Raw genomic sequence first — 26,388 nt, forward strand, 5'->3', positions numbered from 1 at the left:
GCTCCCTTCGCTGCTGGCTCCGTCTGTGCCCCCCAGGCACCCTGCTCCGGAAGCGCACTGCCTTCAGAAGCACCGATTACGTAGCGGCAACGAGGTGAAGTGTCAGTAAGTTATGCACCGGTTCGAATCCGTAGCGGGCCCAGACGCGCTGGATGCCGGTCTGATGCGCAGGGGTTGACACGACCAGCCGTCGCGTCGTACAGGCGTCCTCGACCGCGGCCAGCAGGTGCCCGTAGCGACCACGCCCCTGCTCGGCCGGTACGACGCCGGACAGCTGGATCTCGGTCCACGAGCGCTGCTGATCGACCGCGGCCAGGGCGAGCATGCGCCGGTCCGGACCCCGCAGTACGACGGCGCCCGCGTCGGCGATCCGCCGCCGCGCCCACTCCTGCCGCCCGGCCAGCGCGACCGAGCGGTCGAACAGCGGGTTGGAGCAGTAATGGTTGCCCGAGTCTCCGAACACGTCCGCGACCAGGTCGTCGACCAGCACGTCGTCGGCCTCAGGCTCGATCTGCGCGGTGAACCCGGCCAGTGGGGCCGGCCGACGGCCTTTGCCGACCGGGAGGGACCAGAACACGACGGTGTCGGCCAGCAGCGCCTGCCGCGGCCCACTCGCCAGCGCGGCGAACCACGTGGTTTCGCGGGCTGGATAGCGCAACACGATCACGTCTGCGGTGGATCTCTCCACCGCCGTGAGCACCTCGGCGAGCGGTGTACCGGCCGAAGCGGACACACACATGCGGTCGATCGAGATCCCAAAGCGCTTCGCCGCATCAACGGACGGCCGCACAGTCAGTTCACCGGCCTCGAGCGCGTCGTACCAACTCATAGCGCAGAAAGCATAGTGGTCCCGCGAGGAGGTGGGACGGCGCGCAGCAGGCATCACCTACTCGCGGGACCACTAAGTGGTGAATAGTGTGCGCCATGCACGCGAGGGCACGACGGCGGGGGCCGCGCACAGCTGGGCCGTCCCTATCCGGTCTAGTGGCCGGGCTCACGGTGGTGGCTCTGGCGGTGGTTCTGCTCGCGCTGCATGCGACGTTCTTCGAGCTTGTGCGCTTCGTCCTGTTCACCTGCTTCGCGATTGCGCTGCCCGGGTTCGCGCTGTGGCGGTTGATCGGCGGCTACGGGCGCAATCTGGTCGAAGACCTCGCCGCTGGGTTCGCGGTGGGTACAGCCGGGCAGGTGCTGGTGTATCTGGCCAGCGCGTCGATCGGACTGCAGGCCTGGTCGTGGGTGTGGTCGCCGGTCGTGCTGCTGATCGCGCTGCGGGACCGCGACGTCCGGGAGCGGGTCTGGCGGCGAGTCGACGAGCCGCTACGACCACTCCAGGCCTGGCTGCTGGCTGCGACGACCGCAGTGGTCGTGCTGGTCGTCTACCGCCGCGGTCCGGCCGAGTTCCTGCCCGCGTACACGGATCCGCTGCGCTCGTACCCGGATCTGGCGTTCCAGCAGGCGTTGGCCGCGAGTGCGAAGTACGACGTACCGATCTCGACCCTGTGGCTCGGTGGCGAGGCGATGAAGTACCACACGTTCTTCCACCAGGCCACGGCCGCGACCGCGTGGGGGACGCGGATCGACCTGACCGATCTGATCCACTCACTCAGTTGGTTGCCGTTGTTCCTCGCCGGCTGCGGATTGGTGTTCGCACTGGCCACCCGGTTCGCCCCGACCGCTGAGTCGGGCGCGACCTGGGCCGGACCGCTCGCCGTCCTGATCGCCGGGCTCGGCGGGGCCGTGCAGCCACTCCCCGGTCACGGGCTCGGCGGGATCTCTACCGCGGTCGCCGCGTACCTGAGTCCGACGCAGAACCTCGGCGTCCTGATCGCACTCGCACTCTGCCTCCTGGCGGTCGATCTGCTGCGGTCGGGGGCTCCACGGAGTCGCTGGGTGCTGCTGGTTCTGCTGGCCCTCGTGGCGTCCGGGTCGAAGTCGACGATCCTCCCTTTGCTGGGGGTGGGGTTCGCGTTCGCCTTCGCGCAGTTGGCCATCGCGCGGAAGAGCACACGTACGGCGGTGCTCGGCGGAGCGCTGTCGTTCGTGGTCTTCGTGGCCGCGCTGATCGCGATCTTCGGCGGGAGCACCTGGGGTACGCAGATCAAGCCGTTCGAGACCTTCGTCCAGTTGCCGCCGTTCTCGATGCTGCTGGAGAGCCCGCACGCCGAATTGCTGTCAGCGGCAACCACCCTGCTGAGCTGGGGCCTGGCGGCCGCTGGCATGGTCTTCCTGGGCAGGAAATGGAACGATCCCGGAGCCGTCTTCCTGCTGGGGTTCGCGGTCGCCGGTCTGCTCGGGACGCTCCTCACCACCCAGTCGGGTATCAGCCAGCTGTACTTCCTTCGAACCGCGTTCCCGGTCATCGCCGTACTCGCCTCGGTCGGCCTGGCCAACCTGGTCGGGCGGCTCGGTGATCGACGCGGCGTGATCCTCGTCGGCGCCGCCGGACTGCTTGGGCTGACAGGGCTTGCGATTGCACGACACAGGTCCGCTGACCTGCCGGGGATCCAGGGACCCTGGCTATGGACGGCCGCCGCGATCGGGGCGGTCGGTATCGTCGTTGCCCTTGGCTGGAAGGCTTTTCGACGGCCTGGCAACTTCTTTGTGGCACTTGCGGCCGGTTTGGTGGCGGCGAGCATGATCGGAGCCATTCTGGTGCCGCTACAGGCACTCTTCTCCGACAAGGCGTCCGCTCTGGTCTTTGCCCAACCCAGCCGGGGCGGTGCGACCGCGGCCGAGGCCGGTGCGGCCACCTGGCTGCGTCGGAACAGCACTCCGGGCGATCTGATCGCAACCAACGCGCACTGCATCATCCAGCGCGACGGCCTCTGCGACAGCCGGCACTTCTGGCTCGCCGCCCTGTCAGAACGGCCAGTGCTGATCGAAGGCTGGTCCTACTCCAACCAGGCCAACCGCATCGCCCTCACCACCGGCGGAAACCCGAGCCTGATCCCGTACTGGGACCGTGCGGAGCTGACCGCCAACGACGCCGCCTTCAAGACACCGACGCCCGCCGCGATCGAACGCTTACGCCAAGCCGGAGTGCGCTGGCTGTACGCCGACAACCGGGTCGGCAACGTCTCACCGGCACTCCGCAACTACGTCAGCCTGCGCCACGCCACGCTCGACGCCACGATCTACGAGCTCAAATAAGACTGTTGTGTCGGATGGGGGTTGATCGGACACCGCTTCGCGGCGGGTGTCTTTGTGCCGCCCTCGGCGGGACGCAGATGGTGGGTCCGCCGCTCGGCGGGTTCGCGCGGGGGCTGTGGTTCGCCAGGCTCCTGCGGAGGAATGTGGTTCGGTCGGGCCTTGCGCGGGACTGTGGTGTCGCGGTTCCGGGCTGCGTAATCATGCTAGTCGGTGCGGCGTGCGTCAAGGGCGCCTTCGGCGTCGCTGCGCGATCTTCGACCCTTGACCCACACCACCCCGACCAGGGAAAGACCGCAGCTATCCCGGAGCCGCTCACCCGAGTGGTCGCGCGCTGGGTGCGGTCGGGTGGTGCGAGTCGTGGATTTCGGCGCGATGTGCCCGCGTGTCGCCGACCCTGATCCACGACTCGATGCCCGGGCCGGGGGTGGGTCTCGTGATGTGGTCGGGTGTGTCCGGGTGGCGGGATTCGCGTTGTGGGGAAGGGGTTTGGGAGGATGTTCTGCCCGGAACGGGAAGAGATCCTCCCCGGCCGGGGGGTCGCAGGCTGGTGGATCAGCAGGTGGATGAATCTGTCCGGGTGGCGGGATTCAAATGAGGGCCAGCAACGCATCAGCGACCCGGGTGCGTCCGTTGCCGTCGACCAGCTCCCAGCCGGCCGCAGCCAGGCGAGCGCGCTCACGAGGATCGCTCAGCAGACGTTTCAGCACCGCAGCCGCCGCGGATGGGTCCGCCTCGATCTCGGCCAGTACGCCGACGCCCGCCGCCGTACCCGTGGCTATCGCGCGCTCGTATCCCATCACCTGGTTGTCCACGACACACACCAACCCGGCCGTCGCGCCGAGACACAGCAGCTCCCAAGTCGACGTACCCGACGCACTGATGGTCAGATCGGCATCCCGCACCTCGGCCGCGAGTCGGTCGGTCGGCCCGATCACGTCAACCCGCTGCTGTGGCCTCAGCTCGACCGCAGCGATCCGAGCGGCCAACCCCACGTCCGGCGCCACCACAGTCGCTTGAAACGGCACCCCAGTGGCCGCGAGCGCCCGCACCACCTGCGGACCGGCGCCGAACGCATCCGTCCCGCCGAAAAACGCAAAGACCTTGGGCACGCCGACCTCGCGAGGGACAGGTGGTTCCGACGGGCGATAGGCAAGGATCTCGTCCCGGATCATCACGTAGCCGAGCCCGGCGAGCCTGATGGACTCGGGTGGCAGGACGGGCCGGTCCAGCTCGGCCGCGAGGTTCTGATCCACCATCACGTCCGCCTGCGCGCCACGGAAGTCACCGTCGACAATCGCCAGCGTGGGGATTCCGGTCGCGCGCACGGCCGAATAGACCGATGCGTCCAGGTCGTACGAGTCGAACACCACCCCGTCGAGCCCCAGCCCCGTGAACAGCTCGATGTGCTCTCCTAGGCTCCACACTGCGCGCTCCACGGAGATCCCTCGGGCCGTGATCTGCTCAGCGGCCCACGGGACCGTGTATGCGTCGCAAATGAACACCAGCTCGGTGTCCCGGCGCCGTACCTCCTCTGCGAGTGCCAGGCACCGCATCACGTGCCCGATGCCCCGCCCCGGCCCCACATCACACCGCACCCCGACGCGTTTCACGCCCCCGACGGTATCGGCGGGATTGAGGAGGGCTCGGAGCGGGCAGCTATTGTTCGTGACTGCACTGCGTGTGCCGTGCTCGGAACTGTCCGTCAGAAGGGTCCCGCTCGAGTGTCCATCCTTACCGGCTCCGACATCCTGGTCACCGGAGGCACGGGCTCCTTCGGCCGGGCTTTCGTCCGGCACGCGCTGGACCAGCTGAACCCCCGCCGCCTCATCGTCTTCAGCCGCGACGAGCTCAAGCAGTGGGAGGTCCGCCAGCTCTTCGGCGACGATCCCCGGCTGCGGTTCTTCCTCGGCGACGTCCGGGACCGGTCGCGGCTGCTCCGTGCGATGCACCGGGTCGACTATGTCGTGCACGCGGCCGCGCTCAAGCAGGTGGACAGCGGCGAGTACAACCCGTGGGAGTTCGTCCAGACCAACGTGATCGGCTCGCAGAACGTGATCGAGGCCTCGATCGATTCCGGCGTCAAACGCGTGGTGGCGCTCTCGACGGACAAGGCGTCCAGCCCGATCAACCTGTACGGCGCGACCAAGCTGACCGCGGACAAGCTGTTCATCAACGGCAACCACTACGCGGCGGCCTACGACACCCGGTTCGCCGTGGTCCGGTACGGCAACGTGATGGGCAGCCGCGGCTCGATCATCCCGAAGTTCCGGGCGCTGCACGCGGCCGGGCAGTCGCTACCGATCACGGACCTGCGCTGCACCCGGTTCCTGATCACGCTGCCGCAGGCGGTCGAGTTCGTGGTCGACTCGTTCGAGCTGATGAGCGGCGGCGAGCTGTACGTGCCACGGATCCCCTCGATGAAGATCACCGACCTGGCCGAGGCGATCGCACCCGGCGCGACGATGCACGACATCGGCTTGCGCCCGGGCGAGAAGCTGCACGAGGAGATGATCAGCCCGGAGGAGGGCCGCCGCACGCTCGCAGTCGGCAACCGGTACGTGCTCCAGCCCGACCTTGCCACCTGGGGCTACGTGCCCCCGAACGGCGGCCTGCCGGTCCCGGAGGGGTTCCAGTTCGCATCGAACACCAACGAGCTGTGGTACTCGATCGAGGAGATCCGCAAGATCCTCGAGAGTGACGAATAGATGCTGCCGTACGGGCGTCAGTCCATTTCGGAAGCGGATATCGAGGCGGTCACCGCCGTACTGCGCGGAGACTGGCTCACTACCGGGCCGGCCGTCGCCGCCTTCGAGCAGGCGGTCTCCGAGCTGGCCGGTGGACACCGCACAGTCAGCTGTACGTCGGGGACCGCGGCCCTGCACATCGCGTACGCCGCACTCGGCGTCGGTCCGGGTGATGAGGTCGTCACCACGCCGATGACCTTCGTCGCCACCGCGTCGTGCGCCGCGATCCTTGGAGCCACGGTCGTCTTCGCGGACGTCGACGAGGACACCGCGTTGATCGATCCAGCGGCCGTCGAGGCGGCGTTGACCGAGCGGACGAAGGTCATCGCCGCTGTCGACTACGCCGGTCAGGCCGCCGACTACGCCGCCCTGCAACCGCTGGCGGACCGCGTTGGCGCGCGGACGCTCGCCGACGCGGCCCACTCGGTCGGCGGCAGCCTCGACGGGCGTCCGGTCGGGGATCTCGCCGACGTGACCACGATGTCGTTCTTCCCGACCAAGAACCTCACCACCGGCGAGGGCGGTGCGGTGGTCTGCAAGGACCCGGCGGTCGGCCAACGCGCACACGAGTTCCATTTCATCGGCCTGGTCCGCGACCCCGACCGCTTCGAGCTGACCGACGAGGGCCCGTGGCATCAAGAGGTCCACGAGTACGGCGTGAACTATCGACTCACCGACCTCGGCGCCGCGCTCGGCCTGTCACAGCTGTCCCGGCTCGGCGACTTCAAACGCCGCCGCGCCGAGATCACCGCGCGCTACAACGCGGCGTTGGGCGGCATCGACGGTCTGCGTACGCCGGTGCAGCGGGCCGGTGTGGACCCGGCCTGGCACCTCTACCCGATCCGCGTACTCGGCGGGCGCCGGCGCGAGGTGTACGAAGGCATGCGGGCCGCGGGGATCGGCGTACAGGTGAACTACCTTCCGGTGTACTGGCATCCGGTGTTCGCGCGACAGGGCTACCGCCGCGGCCTGTGCCCGAACGCGGAGCGTTTCTACGCCGAAGAGCTGTCCCTCCCCCTCTTCCCGGACCTCACCGACACCGACGTCGACCGGGTGATCGAAACCCTTCTCAAGCTGGTTGGCTAACGTGACTGATGTGACCCGATCGAACTTGATCGGCGGAGAGATGCTCGACTGGTCGGATCTGCACCCGGGCGACGCGCGGCCCGCGGCCGCCGGATCCGCCGCGACAGCACTCCTGGCCGCCACTCTCCAGCCCGAGGACTCCGTCCTGATCGCCGGGCCGCACGCGGCAGGCCTGCTCGCCGACGTGGCTGCGCAGGTGACGTCAGTCGACGTCCTCGTCCGCTCGGCGCCTGACGCCGAGGAGATCGGCGAGCTGCTCGACGACGCCAAGGGCCAGGTCTTCTGCGGCTCGCTCGACCGCTTCCGCGGTGACGACACGTACGACGTGATCGTCGCGCTGGACGGCCTCGAGCGGCTGGTCGGCCCGGATACGGCCAAGCTGACCTGGTCCGAGGCGCTGCACCGGCTGCGCGACCAGCTCTCTCCATCGGGCCGACTGCTGCTGGGCGCCACCAACTACTTCGGCGTCGACCGCTTCGTCCAACCCGCGATCACCGCGGCCCTTCCGCGAGACGAAGACTGGGCCCGAGACGTGGCGGACTCCGCCCCGCAGGGGCTCGGGCCGCTCCGCGCGGCCTTGGCCGACGCGGGGCTCGGCGAAGCGCGTGATGTGCAGACCTACGCGGTCTTCCCGGCGCTCATCGAGGCCGAGGTTGCGTTCACCGCGGTCGACGGGCTTGCGGGTGTGGTTGCGGCCCGGGCTGTTGCCTCGCGCAACGCAGGTCCGGTGTTGATGGACCCGTACCGGCTGGTGCTGGACTCGGCCGACGCCGGTCTCGGGATGGAGCTGGCGCCGGCCTGGTACTTCGTCCTCGGCGCAGAGCCACCGAGCGTGCTTCCGGAGGATGCGGTTCCCGGTGGCACGGGCGTGTTGCTGGAGGAGCACCTGCTCGCGGCCCTGCGCGTCGACGACCAGGCGGCTGTGCGTCGGATCATCCCGGAGTACGTGGCCTGGCTGGGCACGGGCGGGAACGGTTCGCCGGACAACGTGATCGTCGACGGCTCGTCGTACCGGCTGTTCGGGGAAGCTCAGGACCTGGATGTCGTCCAGCACCTCGCGCGGTTCGCCCGGCGGACGCTGGAAAGTGGCTCACGGCAACCATGGCCGGCCGCGGCCGATCCCCATGCGTTGACCGCGCGGCTCGCCTCGATAGCCGGGATTACCGTTCCTGTGCAGGATTTCAGCGCCGACGAAGTCATCCGGCCGTTGGGTAGCGCCGAGCAGTTGGCGACCGTGGCGCGACTGGCGGACGAGCTGGCGCACGCGAGCGCACGGGCGATCCTGTTCGAAGGCACGGTCAGCGGGATCCGGCGTTCACTGCCCTACCGCGTCGGCCACGCCGTCCTCAACCCCGCCCGGGTGATCCGCCGTCGGCTGCGGCGCCTGGTGCGGAAGGCCCGCCGCTGATGCATCACGCCAACCATTTCTACGGGCATGCGAACATCATGGCGTCGTACGCCGGCCTCGCGAAGCCACCCCGGATCTGGGGCTACCTGCAGCACGGCTGGAACATCCTCGACGGCTTCGCCCACGGCACCAACTTCGCGCCCGGTATGCCGAAATTCGTCTGGTCCGACAGCGTCCGTCGCCGCGGCCACTCGCTGGGCCTGCGCAACTACTCGGTGATCGGCTCCGTCTGGCTGTACCTGCTCAAGGTGCACCCGGAGCTCGCCACCCCGGCGAAAGGTGCCGAGGGCACCATCTTCTACCCGTTCCATGGGTGGGAAGGCCAGCACGTGCTCGGCGATCACGGCCGTCTCGTTGCCTCGATCAACGAACACGAGACCGGTCCCGTCACCGCCTGCCTGTACTGGAACGAGTACCAGAACCCGGCGATCCGGAAGGTCTACGAGGACGCCGGGCTCCGCGTCATCACCCATGGCTACCGCGGCCTGCACTGGCGCAAGACCGACGCCAAGTTCCTGGTCAAGCAGTTGCGCGAGCTCCGCAAACACACGCGGGTCGCCTCCAACCGGCTCAGCTCCGCCGTCCTGTACGGCGCCTCGATCGGCCTGCAACCCGGGGTCTATGGTGATCCGATGGTGCTGGAACACGAGCATCCTTCGTTCGGCGGGCAGGCCCGGATCAAGCGACTGTGGCCCGAGCTGGACCAACCGTTCGTGCCGCCCGCGATCGCCCGCGCGTTCACCGACACCGAGCTGGGCGTCGAGCACGTCGCCGGCCCCGCCGAGATCCGGGAGATGTTCCAATGGCCACGCTGAAGATCGGCGTCATCACGCAGGTCAGGGTGACCAGCAGCCGGCTGCCTGCGAAGGTCCTGCTCAGCGTTCGCGGCCGGACCTACCTGGAGCATCACCTCGATCGGCTCCTCCGTACCGACCTTCCGGTGATCGTTGCCACCACCACCAACTACCACGACGATGTGGTCCTCGAGGTGGCCAAGCACGTTGGCGTACCGGTCTTCCGTGGCAGCGAAGACGACGTACTGAGCCGGTTCGCCGGAGCATCACGCGAGCACGGGCTGGACGGGATCGTCCGGGTCACGTCGGACTGCCCACTGATCGATCCCGAGATCGTTGCCCACGGCGTCGATCGCTGGCGGGCCGAGAACGATCTCGACCTCTACGTCTCCAACTGCCTCGAGCGGACCTATCCGCGCGGCATGGACTACGAGATCTTCTCAGCGGCCCGGCTGTACGACGCCGAGGCCACGGCGACCCTACGGTCGGATCGCGAACACGTCACGCCGTACCTGCATCAGAACCGGTCCGGCGAGATGCGGCTGCTGAACCTGCCCGCTCCCGGCGGCGACCCCCGCAGCGCCCAGTACCGGCTCACGCTCGACACGCCGGACGACTGGAAGTTGCTCGACGCCCTCATCGAGGACTACGGCGCGGCGGGCTTGAGCTGCGCCGAAGTGGTCGCCATTCTGGACTCGCATCCGGAGCTCGCCACGCTCAACGCGCACATCGAACAGAAGAAGCTCGGCGAGTAGCTGGCGTTTGCCAGCGCGCCGGGGCGCCGTTACGGCATGATTTGCGGTGATGACCACCGATGATCCAGGAGCGGAGCCGGCGAACGAGGCCCGGGCGAAGTCGTTCGGCGCTGTCGCGTCCGCGTACGACGCCGGCCGGCCGACGTTCCCGGCCGAGGCGCTGACCTGGATTCTCGGCCCGGGCCGGGGGCTGCAGGTCCTCGATCTGGGCGCCGGAACGGGCAAGCTCGCGGCGGTCGCGGCCGGGCTCGGGCACGACGTGGTCGCGGTCGACCCGTCCCAGGAGATGCTCGAGGTTTGCCGCCGGCGATCCGGGATCGACACGATGGTCGGCGCGGCCGAGTCGATCCCGCTGGCCCACGCCTCGGTCGACGCGGTGATCGTCGGTCAGGCCTTCCACTGGTTCGACCACGCGCGGGCCCTGCCGGAGATCGCCCGCGTGTTGCGGCCGAACGGCGTACTCGGCCTGCTCTGGAACAACGCCGACACCGTCGTCCCCTGGGTGCGGCGGATGATGAACGCGATCCAGGGCAGCGACCGGATCGGCGGCGACCGGTTCGACCCGGTGCCGATCCTGCAGCAGTCGGACCTGTTCGCGATGGTCGAGACCGGCCGGTTCCGGCACTGGCAGGACCTGGATCGCAACGGCCTGCGCCAGCTGGCCGTGTCGCACTCCCGGATTGCGGTCCTGACTGAATCCCGCCGCGACGCGGTGCTGGATCAGATCGACACGCTCTACGACACGACCGCCCGCCCACCCGAGCCGCTCCGGATGCCGTACTTCACCGACTCCTACCGGACCAGGCCCAGCGACCTGGCCAACTACCGCCGTACTCTCGACGCCCCGGTCGCACCCCACCTGTAGAAACGTTTTGGTTGCGGTAGGGGGTGTTGGACACGCAGTTCGGGTCACAAATCCACGACTTGCGGCTAACGTGCCTTTGTTCGCGTCGGCTCTGAAGAGGGGAACGCATGGACGAGGATGTCGTGAGCGAGCGGGATGCTCGTGCCTATGAGGCCGTCTACGAAGCGGCCGATTTCCAGGAGCTCAGACGGCGGTACAAGAACTTCGTCGTCCCGTGGACGATCGCCTTCATGGCCTGGTACCTGGCCTACGTCGCCTGCAACAACTGGGCTCGTGACTTCATGAGTCACCGGGTGATCGGGCACGTCAACGTGGCGCTGATCTTCGGCCTGCTGCAGTTCGTGTCGACCTTCGCGATCGCCGCGATCTACGGCCGGTTCGCGAACCGGAAGCTCGATCCGCTGGCCCACGGCCTGAACGCCAAGTACAAGAGGGAGCGGCGCCGGTGAACGTCCTTCTGATCCCGATGGCCGGGCTGCCTCAAGCAGCCGCACCCGGCAACCGGGCGCTGACGATCTCGCTGTTCTGCGCGGTCGTTGCCGTGACCCTGTACATCACCTGGTGGGCCTCCCGGCAGAACAAGACCGCCGCCGACTACTACGCCGGCGGCCGCTCGTTCACCGGCGCGCAGAACGGTCTCGCCGTCGCGGGCGACTACATGTCGGCGGCGTCGTTCCTCGGCATCTCCGGCCAGATCGCGCTCTACGGGTACGACGGTTTCCTGTACTCGATCGGGTTCCTGGTCGCGTGGCTGGTGGCGCTGCTGCTGGTCGCCGAGCTGCTGCGGAACTCGGGCCGCTTCACGATGGCCGACCAGCTCGCGTTCCGGATGAAGCAACGACCGGTCCGTACGGCGGCCGCCACCTCCACGATCGTGGTGTCGATCTTCTACCTGCTCGCCCAGATGGTAGGCGCGGGGTCGCTGGTCGGGTTGCTGCTCGGGGTGAAGAGCGAGGGCGTCAAGGCCGCCGTGATCATCCTGGTCGGCGCGCTGATGATCGTCTACGTGACGATCGGGGGCATGAAGGGCACCACCTGGGTGCAGATCGTCAAGGCCGTCCTGCTGATGGCCGGCACGATCCTGATCACGTTCCTGGTGCTGCTGAAGTTCCACTTCAACATCTCCGACCTGCTCGGCTCGGCCGCCGCGAAGTCCGGCAAGGGCGAGTCGTTCCTGCAGCCCGGTCTCCTGTACGGCAAGGACCTGACCGGGCAGATCGACTTCCTCTCCCTCGGCCTCGCCCTGGTCCTCGGTACGGCGGGTCTGCCGCACATCCTGATCCGCTTCTACACCGTGCCGGACTCGCGGTCCGCGCGCCGGTCGGTGCAGTGGGCGATCGGTCTGATCGGCTTCTTCTACCTGATGACGCTCGCGCTCGGCTTCGGTGCCGCGGCGCTGCTGGACACGGGCAAGGGCTCGTCGGTGGCGGAATCGAAGGGCAACACCGCGTCTCCAACGCTCGCCGGGGTGCTCGGCGGCGGGTTGGACTCGGTCGGCGGGTCGATCCTGCTGGCGTTGATCGCGGCGGTCGCGTTCGCGACGATCCTCGCCGTCGTCGCGGGCCTGACGCTGACCTCGGCCTCGTCGTTCGCGCATGATCTGTACGCGAACGTGATCGCGAAGACCAAGCCGAGTGAGAAGAGCGAGTTGCGGGTGGCCCGGTTCGCGGCGATCGGGATCGGCGCGGTGGCGATCGCGCTGGCGATTCCGGCACAGAAGCTGAACATCGCGTTCCTGGTCGCGCTCGCGTTCGCGGTCGCGGCCTCGGCGAACCTGCCGTCGCTGTTGTTCAACCTGTTCTGGAAGCGGTTCAACACCTCCGGCGCGACCTGGAGCATCTACGGCGGGCTGGTCTCGGCCGTCGTGCTCGTGGTCTTCTCGCCGGTGGTCTCCGGTAAGCCGACGTCGATGATCACCGGCGCCGACTTCGCCTGGTTCCCGCTGTCGAACCCGGGCATCGTCTCGATCCCGCTCGGGTTCCTGTTCGGCGTCCTCGGCACGTACCTGGGCCGCGACAAGTCCAGCGAGCTGCGGTACCACGAGCTCGCGGTCCGGTCCCTCACCGGAGCCGGCGCGGAGGGTGTCACCAAGCACTGATCCCTGCCCTTTCGTGTGCCCACCGACACCGGTTTCGCAACCAGGTGTCACGAACCGTTGACGCTCGCGTAGCACTGCCGTAACAATAAGCCAGCGCTGCGCAAGAAACGAGCAAGATCAGAGCAAGTTTCGGACTTCGCGTAGCGGCTACTCCTTTGCGTCCTCCACCCCGCCCGTAGGAGAGGCCATGCGAATCCGGAAGTGGCGGCTGCCAACCGCCTTGCTCGCGGCGAGTCTCACGCTCGCACTGAGCCCCCTCGTCCACCCGACCACGGCCGGTACCGCGGTAGCCGCCGTACTGGCCGGACCGAACCTCGCCGCCGGCAAGACCGCGACGGCCAGCAGCACCACCCAGAACTACACCGCGCCGAACGTGACCGACGGAAACCAGGGCACGTACTGGGAGAGCGCGAACAACGCGTTCCCGCAGTGGGTCCAGGTCGACCTCGGCTCGTCGGTCGCCACCAACCAGGTCGTCCTCAAGCTGCCCACCTCCGGTTGGGGCGCCCGCGACCAGACCCTCGCCGTCCAGGGCAGCACCGACAACCAGAACTTCACGGACCTGTCCGCGTCGGCGGTCCGCACGTTCAGCCCGCCGAACAACACCGTGACGATCGACTACGGCAACGCGACGACGCGCTACGTGCGGATCCGGATCACCGCGAACACCGGGTGGCCGGCCGGACAGCTGTCCGAGCTCGAGGTCTACGGACCGGCCACCGGTGACACCCAGGCCCCCACCGCCCCGGGCGGCCTGGCCTTCACCGAGCCCGGCGCCGGGCAGATCCGGCTCACCTGGAACGCCTCGACGGACAACGTCGGCGTGACCGGGTACGACGTGTACGCCAACGGCCAGCTCCGAACGAGCCTCGCCGGCAACGTGCTCACCTACACCGACAACCAGCCGGCCAGCGCATCGGTCTCGTACTACGTTCGCGCGAAGGATGCTGCCGGCAACCAATCGCCGAACAGCAACACCGTGACCCGCAACGGCAGCACCGGCCCCGGCAGCAACCTCGCGCTGGGTAAGCCGATCGAGGCCTCCGGTTCGGTCTTCACCTTCGTCGCGACGAACGCGAACGACGACAACGTGACCACGTACTGGGAGGGCAATGCCAACCCGGCCACGTTGACGACGAAGCTCGGCTCGAACGCGGATCTCAGCTCGATCGTGATCCGGCTCAACCCCGACTCGGCGTGGGGTCCGCGGACGCAGACGTTCTCGATCCTCGGCCGCGAGCAGAGCGCGACGACATTCACGACCATCGTGCCGAGTGCGTCGTACGACTTCAGCCCTGCCACCGGGAACACCATCACGATCCCGGTCAGCGCGCGGGTGGCCGACGTACGGCTGAACTTCACCGCCAACACCGGCGCTCCGGCCGGACAGGTCGCCGAGCTCCAGGTGATGGGCGTGCCCGCACCGAACCCGGATCTCACCCTGTCCGGGGTCACGTGGACGCCGACCTCGCCGGTCGAGACCGACACGATCACGGTCCGCGCGACGGTGAACAACTCGGGTACGGCGGGATCGCCGGCCACCGATGTGAACTTCTACCTCGGTGACACCAAGGTCGGTACGGCTGCTGTCGGCGCAATCGCGGCCGGCGCATCCATCACGGTCAGTGCCTCGATCGGGGCGCGGGACGCGGGCAGCTACGCGTTGAGCGCGAAGGTCGACGAGGCGAACACCGTCATCGAGCAGAACGACAGCAACAACACCGCGAACGCCGCGAGCCCGTTGGTCGTGACTCCGGTCGCGAGCTCGGACCTGATCGCCCAGGCGGTCAACTGGACGCCGAACAACCCGGCGGCCGGCAACTCCGTCGCGTTCTCGGTCGCCCTCAAGAACCAGGGCAGCGTGGCGTCGGCCACCGGTGCCCATGGGATCACGCTGACCGTGCTCAACGGGACCTCCGTCGTGGCGACGCTCACCGGGACCTACAACGGTTCGATCGCCGCGGGTGCGACGACCGCTGCCGTTGCCCTCGGCAACTGGACGGCTGTCAACGGTCGCTACACGGTCCGGGTCGTGCTAGCGGACGATGCGAACGAACTGCCCGTGAAGCGCACCAACAACACCAGCGAGCGGCCGTTCTTCGTGGGTCGCGGCGCCAACATGCCGTACGACCACATGGAGGCCGAGGACGCCTCGGTCGGTGGCGGCGCAACCGTGATCGGACCGAACCGGACCATCGGCGACCTGGCCGGTGAAGCGTCCGGGCGACGTGCGGTCACGCTGAACTCGAACGGCTCGTACGTCGAGTTCACCACCCGGGCCGCGACCAACACGCTCGTCACCCGGTTCTCGATCCCGGACTCCTCGGGTGGCGGCGGTCAGTCGTCGTCGATCAGCGTCTACATCAACGGCACGTTCTCCAAGTCGTTGCCGCTGACCTCGAAGTACTCGTGGCTGTACGGCGCGGAGGCTTCGCCGAGCAACTCGCCGGGCTCCGGTGCGGCACGACACATCTACGACGAGGCCAACATCATGCTCGACTCGTCGTACCCGGCCGGTACCAAGATCCGGCTACAGAAGGATCCGGCCAACAGCACGGCGTACTCGATCGACTTCATCGACACCGAGCAGGTCGCGCCGATCGCCAACCCCGGCACGGGGTTCGTGACGCCGGCCGGGTTCACCCAGCAGGACGTGCAGGCCGCGCTCGACCGGGTGCGGCAGGACACCACCCTGCAGGGCGTGTACCTCCCGGCCGGTGACTACGCGACGTCGTCGAAGTTCAACGTGTACGGCCGGGCGATCAAGGTCGTCGGTGCCGGTCCATGGTTCACCCGGTTCGTTGCTCCGCAGACCCAGGCGAACACCGATGTCGGCTTCGACTCGCAGGCGTCGGCGAACGGATCGACGTTCAGCGGATTCTCGTACTTCGGCAACTACGACAGCCGCAACGACGGACCGGGCAAGGTCTTCAACTTCTCCGGTACGTCGAACATGACCATCGACAACATCTGGGCCGAACACCAGATGTGCCTGTACTGGGGTGCGAACACCGACAACTCCGTGATCAAGAACTCGCGGATCCGGGACTCGTTCGCCGATGGCATCAACATGACCAACGGGTCGGCCGGGAACACCGTCAGCAACAACGACGCCCGGTCCACCGGCGACGACAGTTTCGCGCTCTTCAACGCCACCGACAACGGCGGCGGCGAGGTCCGGGACAACGTCTTCGAGAACCTCTCCGCGACCCTGACGTGGCGAGCGGCCGGCTTCGCGGTCTACGGCGGCACGAACAACATCTTCCGCAACCTGTACGCCGCGGACATGCTCACCTACCCCGGTGTCACGATCAGCTCGCTCGACTTCGGGATCCCGATGAACGGCTTCGGTGCAACCCCGCCGACGACGTTCCAGAACGTGTCGATCGTGCGCTCCGGCGGTCATTTCTGGGGCAACCAGACGTTCCCCGGGATGTGGATCTTCTCCGCCTCGAAGGTGTTCCAGGGGATCCGGGTCAGTGACCTGGACATCGTGGACCCGACGTACAGCGGGATCATGTTCCAGACCAACTACGTCGGCGGTTCGCCGCAGTTCCGGGTGGCAGACACCATCTTCACCAACACCACCATCTCCGGCGCCCGCAAGTCCGGCGACACCTTCGACGCCAAGTCCGGCTTCGGAATCTGGGCCAACGAACTCCCCGAACCGGGTCAAGGCCCAGCCGTCGGCAATGTCACCTTCACCAACCTGACCCTGTCCAACAACGCCACCGACATCCGCAACACCACCACAACCTTCACCATCACCCGCAACTAACTGGAAAGGAGCCGCCGGAGGTTCATCCCCTCCGGCGGCTCCTCCATGATCTGCCCCTCAATGCCCCACCCTGCCCCGGTGTCACACCGGGATTTCCGTCCCACCACGTGTGAAAGTCGACCCTTGTCCCACAACCGGGCGGGGAAATGCCATTCCACGTATTCGTCGACGAAACCAAGGCGCGAGGCTTCCTGATGGCCGCTGCGCGGTGCCCATCGGATGATGTCTCGGTCAATCGCAAGATCCTTCGGGAACTGCTCCTGCCGGGGCAGGAGCGTCTGCACTTCCGGCACGAGACCGATGGACGACGACGACAGATTCTCGCCACCATCGAGCACCTCCATCTGCTGGTGGACATCTATCAGTTCGACGTCGAGACACCGATGAGCCGTGCCCACTGCCTCGAAGCCATCGTGCGAGACACCCTGGGCGAGGCCGAGCGCCGCGTGATCGAGCGGGATGAATCAACCCTTCCCCGCGATCGTTCGACGCTGCACGCGGCATGCCAACGCAACGGGTTCTACCGCCTTCGGTGGGACCTGCTGGCGCCGAAGCTGGATCCACTGCTCTGGGTGCCGGATGCGGTGGCTTGGGCGTGGGCCAAGGGTGGCCACTGGCGACGCTCGGTGGCGAGATTCAGCCAGCTGCGGGAGCCCTGAAAAGCGCCGACCCGGCTCACCTACCGTCCGGAAGGCTGCCGGGTCCACTTCAAGGGACTCTTCTGTCCTCGAGCATTCTCAACTGTAGCGGAACCTCCGCCACCCGAAAGGCACTTTTCGCGATCTGCCCCTGGATGCCCCGGTTTAGAGGTCGTCGGTGATTTTGGCTAGGGCTTCGCCGGCTTTGAGGACGAGGAGGCGGTCTTCGTCGGTGAGGCGGTGGAGGATCTTGGAGAGTTCGGCGGCGGCTTGTTCGCCGGAGGCGGCGACCGTGGCGGCGCCGACTTCGGTGAGGACCACGGCGGTGGCACGGCCGTCGACGGGATCGGGCTCCCGGCGTACCAGACCTGCTTCCTCCAGGGCGGCGACGGTGGTGGTCGCGGTCGGCTGGGAGCACGGCACGCGGAGTGCGATCTCGCCGATCCGGATCGGCTGCTCGTCGCTGATCAGCATCAGCGCCAGGAACTGGGTCGGATGCATCACCGCGGTCCGGCTGCGGCGCAAGTACCGCACGATCCGGTGCATGCTCACCAGCAACTGCAGGGTTTCCTGCGCCATCGCGATCACCTCCGGTGGGAAGCGCCATCCTGGCACAGGCACCCAAATTTCTCCTATTGCTGACTGCCAGTGACCAGGTGTCAGGAGAGGTGGACCGCAATGACGCCGAGAGCGAAGGCGGTCCCGGCGAGGCCGAGCATGACGGTCGCGAGAACGACGAGACGGCGTTGCAATGCGGGGAGCTCGGCCGCGGTCGCGAACACGCGGCGAGGCCAGTGCCGCCAGGAGACGTACGAGAAGATGCCCGTGGCCACGAGCAGCAGAACGCCTTTGACAGCGTGGATCCACCAGTGGTCGGGGTGCAGCGCGAACAGTCCACCGCCGGTGATCGCGATCGCGCCGATCAGCCCGATCACCTTCCAGCGGTTGCCCGAGGCAATCACCGTGACGAGCGCCTCGCGACTGCTCTGGTCGGGTCCGAAGTACCTCTTGAGCTTGGGCTGAACGACGAACAGCGAGTACGCCATCCCCCCGACCCAGGCGGCAGCGAGCCCGGCATGGATGATCGCGACGAGGGCTGTCATGGTGGGCAGCCTAGGCGGCGACGGCCTCGCGTTCCTGGCGGTTCATGCCGCGGAAGCTGGGGACGAGGGCCGGGGCCATGGTGGCGGCGAAGTAGGCGAGGCCGACGACGAGCATCGCGGGCGAGAGTCCGATGCCGCTGATCATCAGACCACCCAGCACGCCACCCAACGGCATGAGCGACCAGGACATCGCGCTGGTGAGTGCCGTGACGCGACCGACCATTGCGCGCGGGATGCGCTCGAACTGCACCGCACCGAGCACCGGGTTGAGGAATCCGGAGGAGACGCCGGCGATCACGCACATCAGGAGGATCGCCCAGAGCGGGACACCGAGCGCGAAGAGGACGAACCGCGGGAGGCCGGTGATGAGGAAGGCCACGAGGTAGACGGCGAACCGCGGCAGCCGAGTGCCGTAGGCGGCGGCTACCACCGAGCCCAGCATCGACGCGCCACCCCAGACCGCGAAGATCAGCCCGACGGCGCCGACGCCGGCGCCGGAGTCATGTGCCCACACCGGCAGCAGCACGGCCGACCAGGCCAGATCGAGAAGGTTGGTCACGGCGACCATCACACACAGGCCCATCAACACTGCATCCCCCCGCAGGAATCTCCATCCCTCCCGCAGTTCCGCCAGATATGAGGTCGGTTCCGGCTCATCCAGTTGCGAGGCGAGCGTCCGTTCGTCCGACCGCGGGGTGGGGTGTTTCAGGGACTGAGTAGTGGCGAGGAGAACCAGGGCGCAGACCGCGAAGGAAACGGCGTCGACGGCCACGGCGTTGGCGGCGCCGACCGTGGCGACCAGGCCGCCGGCGATCGCGGCGCCTACCAGGGTGGCGCCGCGTTCGATGGCCGAGGAGAGGCCGGTGGCGCGTTCGTACGGTACGGCGGCGCGCTCGACGAGAGCGGGGATCAGAGCGGTCGTTGCCGCATCACCGGGACCCCGAAGTGCACCCGCAATCGCAACCAGGCCTAGCAATACGGGGAACGACAGTACGTCGGTGTGATGCAGCAGCGGGATCAGCCCGACCACGAAAAACGACAGCAGATCGGCGGTGATCGCCACGCGGCGCGGCCCGATCCGGTCCACGAACGGACCACCAAACGCCTTGAACATCACCATCGGCGCGATCTCGGCGAACGCCACCAGACCGGTCTGCGTCGGTGACCCCGTGGTGGTGAGCACCAGCCACGGGATGGCGATCATCGACACCCGAGTGCCGAGCAGCGTGATCGCCTGGGCGGTGAGCCACCCGTACAGCGGAAGCCGCCGGCCGCTCGCGGTCATCGGCCGAAGCTCTCCTGGACGCGGACCGGTCGTGGTCATCGGTCGTCGGCCTCGAGGACGACCGTCCCAGGGCGCGGGAAGGCGTTGAGGTTGACCACGAAGGATGCGGTGTCGGCCGCGTCCTCGCCGTCCTCGTTCCACTCCTCGATGAGCTTCGCCAACGCGTCGACGAGCTGCTCGGCGCGCTTCGCGGTCAGACGCAGATGCCAGTCACTCGTCGTACTGGCCTCCTGCCACGGCTCCGGCAGGTACCGCCGCTCCTCGGCGTGCTGCATCAGTGTCTCGGTCAGCATCAACGCAACGGTGTGCAGATAGGCCTCTGCGCTCTCCGCATCCTCCTCGCTGCTCCGCGCCGTACCGAGGTCCGCGCGCGTGCTCTCGTGCGCCGCCTGCCACCACCGGTCCCGGGCGTTCCCTTGCTCGGTGGCCTCCTCGATGAACCCGTGCTCGGCCAGCTGCCTCAGGTGATACGAGGCCGCCCCGGTATTCAACTTCAGCTGCTGAGCCAACTGGGTTGCCGTCGCCGGCCCCTCGAGCCGCAACAGCATCAACATCTTCAACCGGGTCGGATGCGCCAGCGCGCGCAACCCGGCACCCGAAGGAGTCACCGCGGAGGAGGCCATACGCACAACATACCTTTGCAAACATCTCTTTGCAAAGAGATGTTGTGCATTTCTGTCTCCGGAAACACAGCAGACCCCCGGGAGCTCCGGGGGCCTGCTGGTTGGAGTGGGTCAGTCCTCGTCGGACTTGCCGGACTCCAGGTTGGACTTGATGAGGTCCATGACGGTGGAGTCGGCGAGGGTGGTGACGTCGCCCACCTCGCGGTTCTCGGCCACGTCGCGCAGCAGGCGGCGCATGATCTTGCCGGAACGGGTCTTCGGGAGTTCGGCGACGACCATGATCTGGCGGGGTTTGGCGATCGGGCCGATCTCCTTGGCGACGTGGTTGCGGAGCTCCTGGACCACGTCCGGTCCGCCGTCGCCGGCCTCGGAGCGCAGGATCACGAACGCCGCGATCGCCTGGCCCGTGGTCGGATCGGAGGCACCGACGACGGCCGCCTCGGCGACCTTCGGGTGGGAGACGAGGGCGGACTCGATCTCGGTGGTGGAGAGGCGGTGACCGGAAACGTTCATCACGTCGTCGACGCGACCGAGCAGCCAGAGGTCGCCGTCCTCGTCCTTCTTCGCGCCGTCACCGGCGAAGTACACGCCCGGCCAGCGCGACCAGTACGTGTCGATGAACCGCTGGTCGTCGCCCCACAGCGTCCGCAGCATCGACGGCCACGGCTTGGTGATGACCAGGTAGCCACCGGAACCGTCCGGCACCGAATTGCCCGCGTCGTCGACGACGTCGACGCTGACGCCCGGGATCGCCCGCATCGCGGCGCCCGGCTTGCCCGCGGTCACACCGGGCAGCGGCGAGATCATGTGCATGCCGGTCTCGGTCTGCCACCAGGTGTCGACCACCGGGGCCTTGTTGCCACCGATGTGCTCGCGGTACCAGATGTACGCCTCGGGGTTGATCGGCTCGCCGACCGACCCGATCACCCGCAGCGTCGACAGGTCGAACTTCGCGGGGATCTCGTCGCCCCACTTCATGAACGTGCGGATCGCGGTCGGCGCGCAGTACAGGATCGAGACCTTGTACTTCTGCACGATCTCCCACCAACGGCCCTGGTGCGGAGTGTCCGGGGTGCCCTCGTAGAGCACGGAGGTGGTTGCGTTCGCGAGAGCGCCGTACACGATGTAGCTGTGGCCGGTGACCCAGCCGATGTCGGCGGCAGTCCAGTAGACGTCGGTTTCGGGCTTGAGGTCGAAGACGCCCCACTGCGTGTACGACGTACCGACCAGGTAGCCGCCCGTGGTGTGCAGGATGCCCTTCGGCTTGCCCGTGCTGCCGGACGTGTACATCACGTACAGCGGGTGCTCGGCATCGAACGCCTCGGGCGTGTGCTCGGTCGACTGCTTGCCGACGAAGTCCTCCCACCACAGGTCGCGATCCTCGACCATGGCGGTGTCCTGACCGGTGCGCTTCACCACGAGCACGTTGCGTACGTCGGGGCAGTCGTTGAGCGCCGCATCCACGGCCGGCTTCAGCGCGGCCGGCGCGCCCCGGCGGTAGCCGCCGTCGGAGGTGATCACGACGCGCGCGTCGCAGTCCAGGATGCGGTCCTTCAGGGCCTCGGACGAGAACCCACCGAAGATGACCGTGTGCGGCGCGCCGATCCGGGCGCAGGCGAGCATCGCGATCACGGTCTCGGGAATCATCGGCATGTAGATCGCGACGATGTCGCCGGGCTGCACGTTCAGCTCGAGCAGCGCGTTCGCGGCCTTGCTGACCTCGTCCTTGAGCTGCGCGTAGGTGATCTCCCGGGTGTCACCGGGCTCACCCTCGAAGTAGTACGCGACCTTGTCGCCGAGCCCGTTCTCCACGTGCCGGTCGACGCAGTTGTACGCCGCGTTCAGCTTGCCGTCGGCGTACCATTTCGCGAACGGCGGGTTGCTCCAGTCCAGCGTCTCCGTCGGCTCGGTGGCCCAGGTCAGCCGCTTGGCCTGCTCCGCCCAGTACCCCTCGAAATCGGCGGCGGCGCGGTCGTACGCGTCGGCCTTCAGGTTCGCGTGGGCGGCCAGCTCGGCCGGTGGCTCGAACCTGCGCTCCTCGTGCATCAGGTTCGAGAGTGTCTGCTCCCCTGCTTGGCCGGCTTCTGACTGGGGTGACTCTGCATTCGTCACGTCGACGACTCCTCCTCGCTGGCTTCCGGCGCTGGAGCGCCCAGTCCCCTTTCTACCAACGCAGGCCCGCGCGCGGAACCGGTGTATCGCCCAGCAGTCCCCGATCTGCGCCGAAGAGGACCAATTCCAGGTCCGGCGGCTGCGGGTCGAGGGGTCCGGCGGCTGCGGGGACCGGCGGCTGCCGGTTGAGGGGTCGGGCGGCTGGCGGTTGAGGGCAGGGTTGTTCAGGTGTTGGCGCTCAGGTGTCGGCGCTCTGGTGGTGAGCGAGCAGGCGGCCGAGGAGCGTGGTCAGTCGGGCCCGGTCCGCCGGCGAGAGCGGGCCGAAGATCTCGTCCTGCGCCTTGGTGACCAGGGCGGTGAGCCGCTTGTACTGCCGCCGACCCGACGCGGTGATCGTGATGATGTTGCGGCGCCCGTCGTCGGGGTCGGGCGTGCGTTCGACGTACCCCTCGGCGACCAATTCGTTGAGGGCGGCAACCACGTCACTGCGGTCGATGCAGCTGCGCCGACCGAGCGCCGCCTGACTCTCGGGTCCGAACTCGACCAGCGTCGCGAGCAACCGGAAGTGGTACCCCCGCGCCCGACCCGCGGCGAACGTCTCGCTGACGATCCGGCTCGCCTGCGCCGCGCTCTGCGTCAACAACCAACTCGGCAACTGCGTCAAAACCGTCGGCGTCTGGTCATCCACGCCCGCAGTGTAACCATTGGCACACCCTACGATCCGGCTGCAGTGGTCTACGTCAGTTGCTCGCTGCGACGCTGACAGGGCGGTAGGTTCGGCGTCATGGCTGGGGCTGAGGAGTACCTGGAGAAGGCACTGGAGATCGCACATCGGGCCGCGGAGACGCAGCTCGGGCCGATTCGGGTCGCGGCCGAACTGGTGGTCGAGGCGCTGATCGCGGGGCGGGTGTTCTGGGTGTTCGGGACCGGACACAGTCACGCGCTGGCCGAGGAGTTGTACGGACGGGCCGGCGGGTTGGCCGACGTACGGGCAGTGCTGGAGCCTGGGCTGATGCTGCACGAGGGGTTGGAGAAGAGCTCGCTGCTCGAGCGGCTGCCCGGATTGGCCGACGTACTCCTGCAGATCAACGAGATCGCCGCGGGCGACGTCGTACTGATCGCGTCGAACTCCGGGCGGAACGCCGTACCGGTCGAGTTCGCGCTAGGGGCGCGTGAACGGGGTGCGCAGGTGATTGCGCTGACGTCGATGGCGCACAGTACGGCGACAACCTCGCGCGCACCGGGTGGTCAGCGCCTGTTCGAGACCGCGGACGTGGTGATCGACAACTGCGGCGTACCAGGCGATGCCCTGATCGAAGTCCCCGGCAGCCCGGAACGAACCGGAGCCACCTCAACCATGGCCGGCGCCATGCTCGTCCAAGCCCTGACCGTCGAGATCGTCACTCGCCTCACCGCCCGTGGCGAGACCCCCAACGTCCTGCGCAGCCTGAACGTGTAGAGCCTTCCCGATAGTTGCTGCTAGCAACTTTGTGGAAAACCTGGCGGCCTGTGGACAACACTTGCTCGACCTGTGGACAGCGGAATCCCTTGAAAACAAGGCGAAACGGGTTTGGAAAGTGTCCGTGGCCGGGTCTATCGTTGCCGGTATGGAACAGCTAGGTGAACGGCCCGTGTGGTCGCTGAGCGACAGCGAACTGCTGTCCACCAGCGACCAGATCGCGGCCGCCATCACCCGGCTACTCACCTACGACCTGCAGATCACCGCCGCCATCGACGAACGCGGCCTGGCCAAAGAACTCGGCGCCGCCAACACCGCCGAACTCCTCGCCACACGGCACCGTCTCGACCGCCGCGAAGCCCACAGCACCGTCAAACTCGCCCGCGCACTGGCCAAACACGACATCGTCGCCGAGGCACTCACCGACCCCGACCAGCCAATCCGCCCCGCCCAGGCCGCCGCCATCACCAATGCCCTCGACCGCGTCGCAGACCGAGTCCCCGTCGAGGACCTCGACATCGCCGAGGAACAACTCGTCAAACTCGCCGCCCACCTCGCCCCCACCGACCTGGCCAAAACCGCCAAAGACATCTGCAACCTCCTCGACACCGACGGCCCCGAACCCGACGAGAACGCCGCCTACGCCCGCGAATCCCTCACCCTCAAACCCGCCGACAACGGCATCAAATTCAGCGGCTACCTCGCCAACGACAACGCCGAACTCCTCCAATCCTGCATCCACACCGGCGCCCGCCCCCACAAAACCCCCCACGGCGAACTCGACCCAAGATCCCGCGACAAGCGCCAAGCAGACGCCCTCAGCAGCATCCTCGCCATAGCCGCCGCAGCCCTCGACGCCGCCACACCCACACCCACAACCGAAGCCGGCGCCACTGACGCTTCCTCCAACCACAACCGACCCGCCACAAACCGAGCCAACGGCACACCCGCACCCGCGGACAGCTACGCCGCAGACAGCAGCACCGCGGACACCGCCGGCAGCCCGACCGCAGACAACACCCCCGCCGCCGCCACCGCCACCGACCGCGAACGCAACGTCACCAACACCAGCCACCACGGCAGCGGAGCCAGCGCGAACAGCCCAGCGGACACCCCAAGAAACGTTCCCGGCTACGGCGCCAAGGCAACCATCACCGTCACCATCGACTACGACGACCTCAAAACCGCCACCACCAACGCCACCGGCACCCTCACCTACGGCGACAACCTCTCCGCCGCCGCCATCAGACGCCTCGCCTGCGACGCCAACATCATCCCAATCGTCCTCGGCACCAACTCCGAACCCCTCGACGTCGGCCGCAGCCAACGCCTAGTCACCAGAGCACTACGCCGCGCCCTCAACACCCGAGACAAAGGCTGCGTCATCTGCGGAGCCCCACCCATCATGTGCGACGCCCACCACCTGCAATCCTGGATCGACGGCGGCGACACCGCCCTCCACAACCTCGCCCTCCTCTGCCGCCGGCACCACACAGCCCTCCACCACGGCCACTGGACCATCACCATCACCAACGGCCAAGTCCACGTCACCCAACCCGCCTGGGCCACCCCACCACCCCAACCACCACCACCCCTCGCAGCACTCCTCAAACCACCCCACACAACCCGCGGCAACCAGACGGGCCCAACAACAACGCCCACCGACAACCCCCGCCCCGCACACACGCCCGCCGACAACTCCCACTCCACAAACACGCCCGCCGACACCCGCCCCACCGACTCACCCACCAGCGACAAGCCGGGCTCCACACACACGCCCACCCAACGCCCCAGCCGCTGGAAAGCCGACGAACCCATGCTCCAAGAAGCCGCCCGCTTCGCCATCTGGCCCAACCCACCCACACCCACCCAGCCCAACACACCAACCCAGCCCAACCCGCAACCCCAACCCCACGCCCACACCCACACCCACGCGACCTAACCACCACAAGCCCACTGACCACCGTGGTCGCCGGGATACAGCCGGATCCACCAGCCAACCGACCGCAGGCCAACACGCATCCACACGTACAGCACACCAGCAGTCCCACGTAGCTACCCGGGCCGGCCAAGACCCGACTCCCGACATCCGCAGGTGCACAGCGCCGACCTCGTCGGCGCTGTCTTCACTCCCCGCCAAGGCTGGCCAACAGGACACCCGCCGCGAAACGGCGTCCTCTCACAACACCACGCACGTCCCGAGCCACCCGCGTACCGCAAGCTCTCAGCAAGCGCGCAACCTCGCCGCCCTACCCTCCGCCCTGACCACGCGTACGGCGCGAACCACGCCGGCGCGTCTCAACCCCGCGGACACCGCAAGGGCGAACCATCCAACGGCCGCCTCGACACGATGTTGTTTCTGGGACCACTCAGCTCCCACAACCACTCGCGCACCTCAGGCTCTCAACACGCGTGAACACCGCCCCTCCAACCCCACCGCGTCGGTACGTGCAAACCCGCGAACCGCGTCAGCGTCAGTCACCTCATGCA

Annotated in this window: 21 protein-coding genes; 13 read left to right on the plus strand and 8 right to left on the minus strand. The window is 67.7% G+C overall.

The window, feature by feature from the left end:
• Window positions 1–76 precede the first annotated feature (76 nt).
• Window positions 77–829: an N-acetyltransferase gene (locus ACWF4Z_RS16015; protein WP_452243791.1), complete on the minus strand. Its 753-nt coding sequence runs from the start codon at window positions 827–829 to the stop codon at window positions 77–79.
• A gap of 173 nt (window positions 830–1,002) precedes the next feature.
• On the opposite strand from ACWF4Z_RS16015, the gene ACWF4Z_RS16020 reads away from it, so the two are divergent.
• Complete coding sequence (locus ACWF4Z_RS16020) at window positions 1,003–3,150, plus strand: hypothetical protein (protein WP_452243792.1); 2,148 nt, start codon at window positions 1,003–1,005, stop codon at window positions 3,148–3,150.
• A gap of 587 nt (window positions 3,151–3,737) precedes the next feature.
• On the opposite strand, the gene ACWF4Z_RS16025 is transcribed toward ACWF4Z_RS16020, so the two are convergent.
• Window positions 3,738–4,760 carry a PseG/SpsG family protein gene (locus ACWF4Z_RS16025; protein WP_452243793.1) on the minus strand — a complete coding sequence of 341 codons (1,023 nt, stop codon included), beginning with the start codon at window positions 4,758–4,760 and terminating at the stop codon, window positions 3,738–3,740.
• A 111-nt stretch (window positions 4,761–4,871) separates the two neighbouring features.
• On the opposite strand from ACWF4Z_RS16025, the gene pseB reads away from it, so the two are divergent.
• From pseB to ACWF4Z_RS16075, 10 genes are all read left to right on the plus strand, one after another.
• On the plus strand, window positions 4,872–5,855 hold the full coding sequence (gene pseB, locus ACWF4Z_RS16030; RefSeq protein ID WP_452243794.1) for a UDP-N-acetylglucosamine 4,6-dehydratase (inverting): 984 nt from the start codon (window positions 4,872–4,874) through the stop codon (window positions 5,853–5,855).
• Window positions 5,856–6,980, plus strand: coding sequence for a DegT/DnrJ/EryC1/StrS family aminotransferase (locus ACWF4Z_RS16035; RefSeq protein ID WP_452243795.1), 1,125 nt, complete (start codon window positions 5,856–5,858; stop codon window positions 6,978–6,980).
• A gap of 10 nt (window positions 6,981–6,990) precedes the next feature.
• Complete coding sequence (locus ACWF4Z_RS16040; protein ID WP_452243796.1) at window positions 6,991–8,388, plus strand: hypothetical protein; 1,398 nt, start codon at window positions 6,991–6,993, stop codon at window positions 8,386–8,388.
• Window positions 8,388–9,203 carry a hypothetical protein gene (locus ACWF4Z_RS16045; protein ID WP_452243797.1) on the plus strand — a complete coding sequence of 272 codons (816 nt, stop codon included), beginning with the start codon at window positions 8,388–8,390 and terminating at the stop codon, window positions 9,201–9,203. The genes ACWF4Z_RS16040 and ACWF4Z_RS16045 overlap by 1 nt, the downstream gene beginning before the upstream one ends.
• Window positions 9,191–9,937 (plus strand): cytidylyltransferase domain-containing protein, encoded by a 747-nt coding sequence (locus ACWF4Z_RS16050; RefSeq protein ID WP_452243798.1) that lies wholly within the window; start codon window positions 9,191–9,193, stop codon window positions 9,935–9,937. The genes ACWF4Z_RS16045 and ACWF4Z_RS16050 overlap by 13 nt, the downstream gene beginning before the upstream one ends.
• A gap of 49 nt (window positions 9,938–9,986) precedes the next feature.
• Window positions 9,987–10,802, plus strand: coding sequence for a class I SAM-dependent methyltransferase (locus ACWF4Z_RS16055; protein WP_452243799.1), 816 nt, complete (start codon window positions 9,987–9,989; stop codon window positions 10,800–10,802).
• 107 nt (window positions 10,803–10,909) lie between these two features.
• Window positions 10,910–11,251, plus strand: coding sequence for a DUF485 domain-containing protein (locus tag ACWF4Z_RS16060; RefSeq protein WP_452243800.1), 342 nt, complete (start codon window positions 10,910–10,912; stop codon window positions 11,249–11,251).
• Window positions 11,248–12,900: a solute symporter family protein gene (locus tag ACWF4Z_RS16065; RefSeq protein WP_452243801.1), complete on the plus strand. Its 1,653-nt coding sequence runs from the start codon at window positions 11,248–11,250 to the stop codon at window positions 12,898–12,900. The genes ACWF4Z_RS16060 and ACWF4Z_RS16065 overlap by 4 nt, the downstream gene beginning before the upstream one ends.
• A gap of 187 nt (window positions 12,901–13,087) precedes the next feature.
• Entirely contained in the window at window positions 13,088–16,678 is a 3,591-nt protein-coding gene (locus ACWF4Z_RS16070; RefSeq protein WP_452243802.1) for a discoidin domain-containing protein, read from the plus strand.
• A gap of 146 nt (window positions 16,679–16,824) precedes the next feature.
• On the plus strand, window positions 16,825–17,337 hold the full coding sequence (locus ACWF4Z_RS16075) for a hypothetical protein (RefSeq protein WP_452243803.1): 513 nt from the start codon (window positions 16,825–16,827) through the stop codon (window positions 17,335–17,337).
• A 144-nt stretch (window positions 17,338–17,481) separates the two neighbouring features.
• Here ACWF4Z_RS16075 and ACWF4Z_RS16080 read toward each other — a convergent pair whose 3' ends face one another.
• The 6 genes from ACWF4Z_RS16080 to ACWF4Z_RS16105 form a co-directional block, all read right to left on the minus strand.
• Entirely contained in the window at window positions 17,482–17,895 is a 414-nt protein-coding gene (locus ACWF4Z_RS16080) for a MarR family winged helix-turn-helix transcriptional regulator (RefSeq protein ID WP_452243804.1), read from the minus strand.
• 80 nt (window positions 17,896–17,975) lie between these two features.
• The gene (locus ACWF4Z_RS16085) at window positions 17,976–18,419 is read right to left on the minus strand and encodes a hypothetical protein (protein ID WP_452243805.1); all 444 of its coding nucleotides are present in this window, start codon (window positions 18,417–18,419) and stop codon (window positions 17,976–17,978) included.
• A gap of 10 nt (window positions 18,420–18,429) precedes the next feature.
• A complete protein-coding gene (locus ACWF4Z_RS16090) occupies window positions 18,430–19,704 on the minus strand; it encodes an MFS transporter (protein WP_452243806.1) in 1,275 nt (424 codons plus the stop codon).
• A 35-nt stretch (window positions 19,705–19,739) separates the two neighbouring features.
• On the minus strand, window positions 19,740–20,327 hold the full coding sequence (locus ACWF4Z_RS16095; protein ID WP_452243807.1) for a helix-turn-helix domain-containing protein: 588 nt from the start codon (window positions 20,325–20,327) through the stop codon (window positions 19,740–19,742).
• A gap of 111 nt (window positions 20,328–20,438) precedes the next feature.
• Complete coding sequence (gene acs, locus ACWF4Z_RS16100) at window positions 20,439–22,439, minus strand: acetate--CoA ligase (RefSeq protein WP_452243808.1); 2,001 nt, start codon at window positions 22,437–22,439, stop codon at window positions 20,439–20,441.
• Between the two features lie 238 nt (window positions 22,440–22,677).
• Window positions 22,678–23,127, minus strand: a complete 450-nt coding sequence (locus ACWF4Z_RS16105) for a MarR family winged helix-turn-helix transcriptional regulator (protein ID WP_452243809.1) — start codon at window positions 23,125–23,127, stop codon at window positions 22,678–22,680.
• A 96-nt stretch (window positions 23,128–23,223) separates the two neighbouring features.
• On the opposite strand from ACWF4Z_RS16105, the gene ACWF4Z_RS16110 reads away from it, so the two are divergent.
• Both ACWF4Z_RS16110 and ACWF4Z_RS16115 read left to right on the plus strand, forming a co-directional pair.
• The gene (locus ACWF4Z_RS16110) at window positions 23,224–23,898 is read left to right on the plus strand and encodes a sugar isomerase domain-containing protein (RefSeq protein ID WP_452243810.1); all 675 of its coding nucleotides are present in this window, start codon (window positions 23,224–23,226) and stop codon (window positions 23,896–23,898) included.
• Window positions 23,899–24,046: 148 nt separating this feature from the next.
• Window positions 24,047–25,840, plus strand: coding sequence for a DUF222 domain-containing protein (locus ACWF4Z_RS16115; protein WP_452243811.1), 1,794 nt, complete (start codon window positions 24,047–24,049; stop codon window positions 25,838–25,840).
• Window positions 25,841–26,388: the final 548 nt, after the last annotated feature.

Source organism: Kribbella sp. NPDC055071, from assembly GCF_053608045.1.

Bases quoted from the DNA above. Each gene is read 5' to 3' on its own strand.
- ACWF4Z_RS16015 (WP_452243791.1), bottom strand. From the start codon at position 829: ATGAGTTGGTACGACGCGCTCGAGGCCGGTGAACTGACTGTGCGGCCG.
- ACWF4Z_RS16035 (WP_452243795.1), top strand. From the start codon at position 5,856: ATGCTGCCGTACGGGCGTCAGTCCATTTCGGAAGCGGATATCGAGGCG.
- ACWF4Z_RS16045 (WP_452243797.1), top strand. From the start codon at position 8,388: ATGCATCACGCCAACCATTTCTACGGGCATGCGAACATCATGGCGTCG.
- ACWF4Z_RS16050 (WP_452243798.1), top strand. From the start codon at position 9,191: ATGGCCACGCTGAAGATCGGCGTCATCACGCAGGTCAGGGTGACCAGC.
- ACWF4Z_RS16055 (WP_452243799.1), top strand. From the start codon at position 9,987: ATGACCACCGATGATCCAGGAGCGGAGCCGGCGAACGAGGCCCGGGCG.
- ACWF4Z_RS16060 (WP_452243800.1), top strand. From the start codon at position 10,910: ATGGACGAGGATGTCGTGAGCGAGCGGGATGCTCGTGCCTATGAGGCC.
- ACWF4Z_RS16070 (WP_452243802.1), top strand. From the start codon at position 13,088: ATGCGAATCCGGAAGTGGCGGCTGCCAACCGCCTTGCTCGCGGCGAGT.
- ACWF4Z_RS16075 (WP_452243803.1), top strand. From the start codon at position 16,825: ATGCCATTCCACGTATTCGTCGACGAAACCAAGGCGCGAGGCTTCCTG.
- ACWF4Z_RS16080 (WP_452243804.1), bottom strand. From the start codon at position 17,895: ATGGCGCAGGAAACCCTGCAGTTGCTGGTGAGCATGCACCGGATCGTG.
- ACWF4Z_RS16085 (WP_452243805.1), bottom strand. From the start codon at position 18,419: ATGACAGCCCTCGTCGCGATCATCCATGCCGGGCTCGCTGCCGCCTGG.
- ACWF4Z_RS16090 (WP_452243806.1), bottom strand. From the start codon at position 19,704: ATGACCGCGAGCGGCCGGCGGCTTCCGCTGTACGGGTGGCTCACCGCC.
- ACWF4Z_RS16095 (WP_452243807.1), bottom strand. From the start codon at position 20,327: ATGGCCTCCTCCGCGGTGACTCCTTCGGGTGCCGGGTTGCGCGCGCTG.
- ACWF4Z_RS16110 (WP_452243810.1), top strand. From the start codon at position 23,224: ATGGCTGGGGCTGAGGAGTACCTGGAGAAGGCACTGGAGATCGCACAT.
- ACWF4Z_RS16115 (WP_452243811.1), top strand. From the start codon at position 24,047: ATGGAACAGCTAGGTGAACGGCCCGTGTGGTCGCTGAGCGACAGCGAA.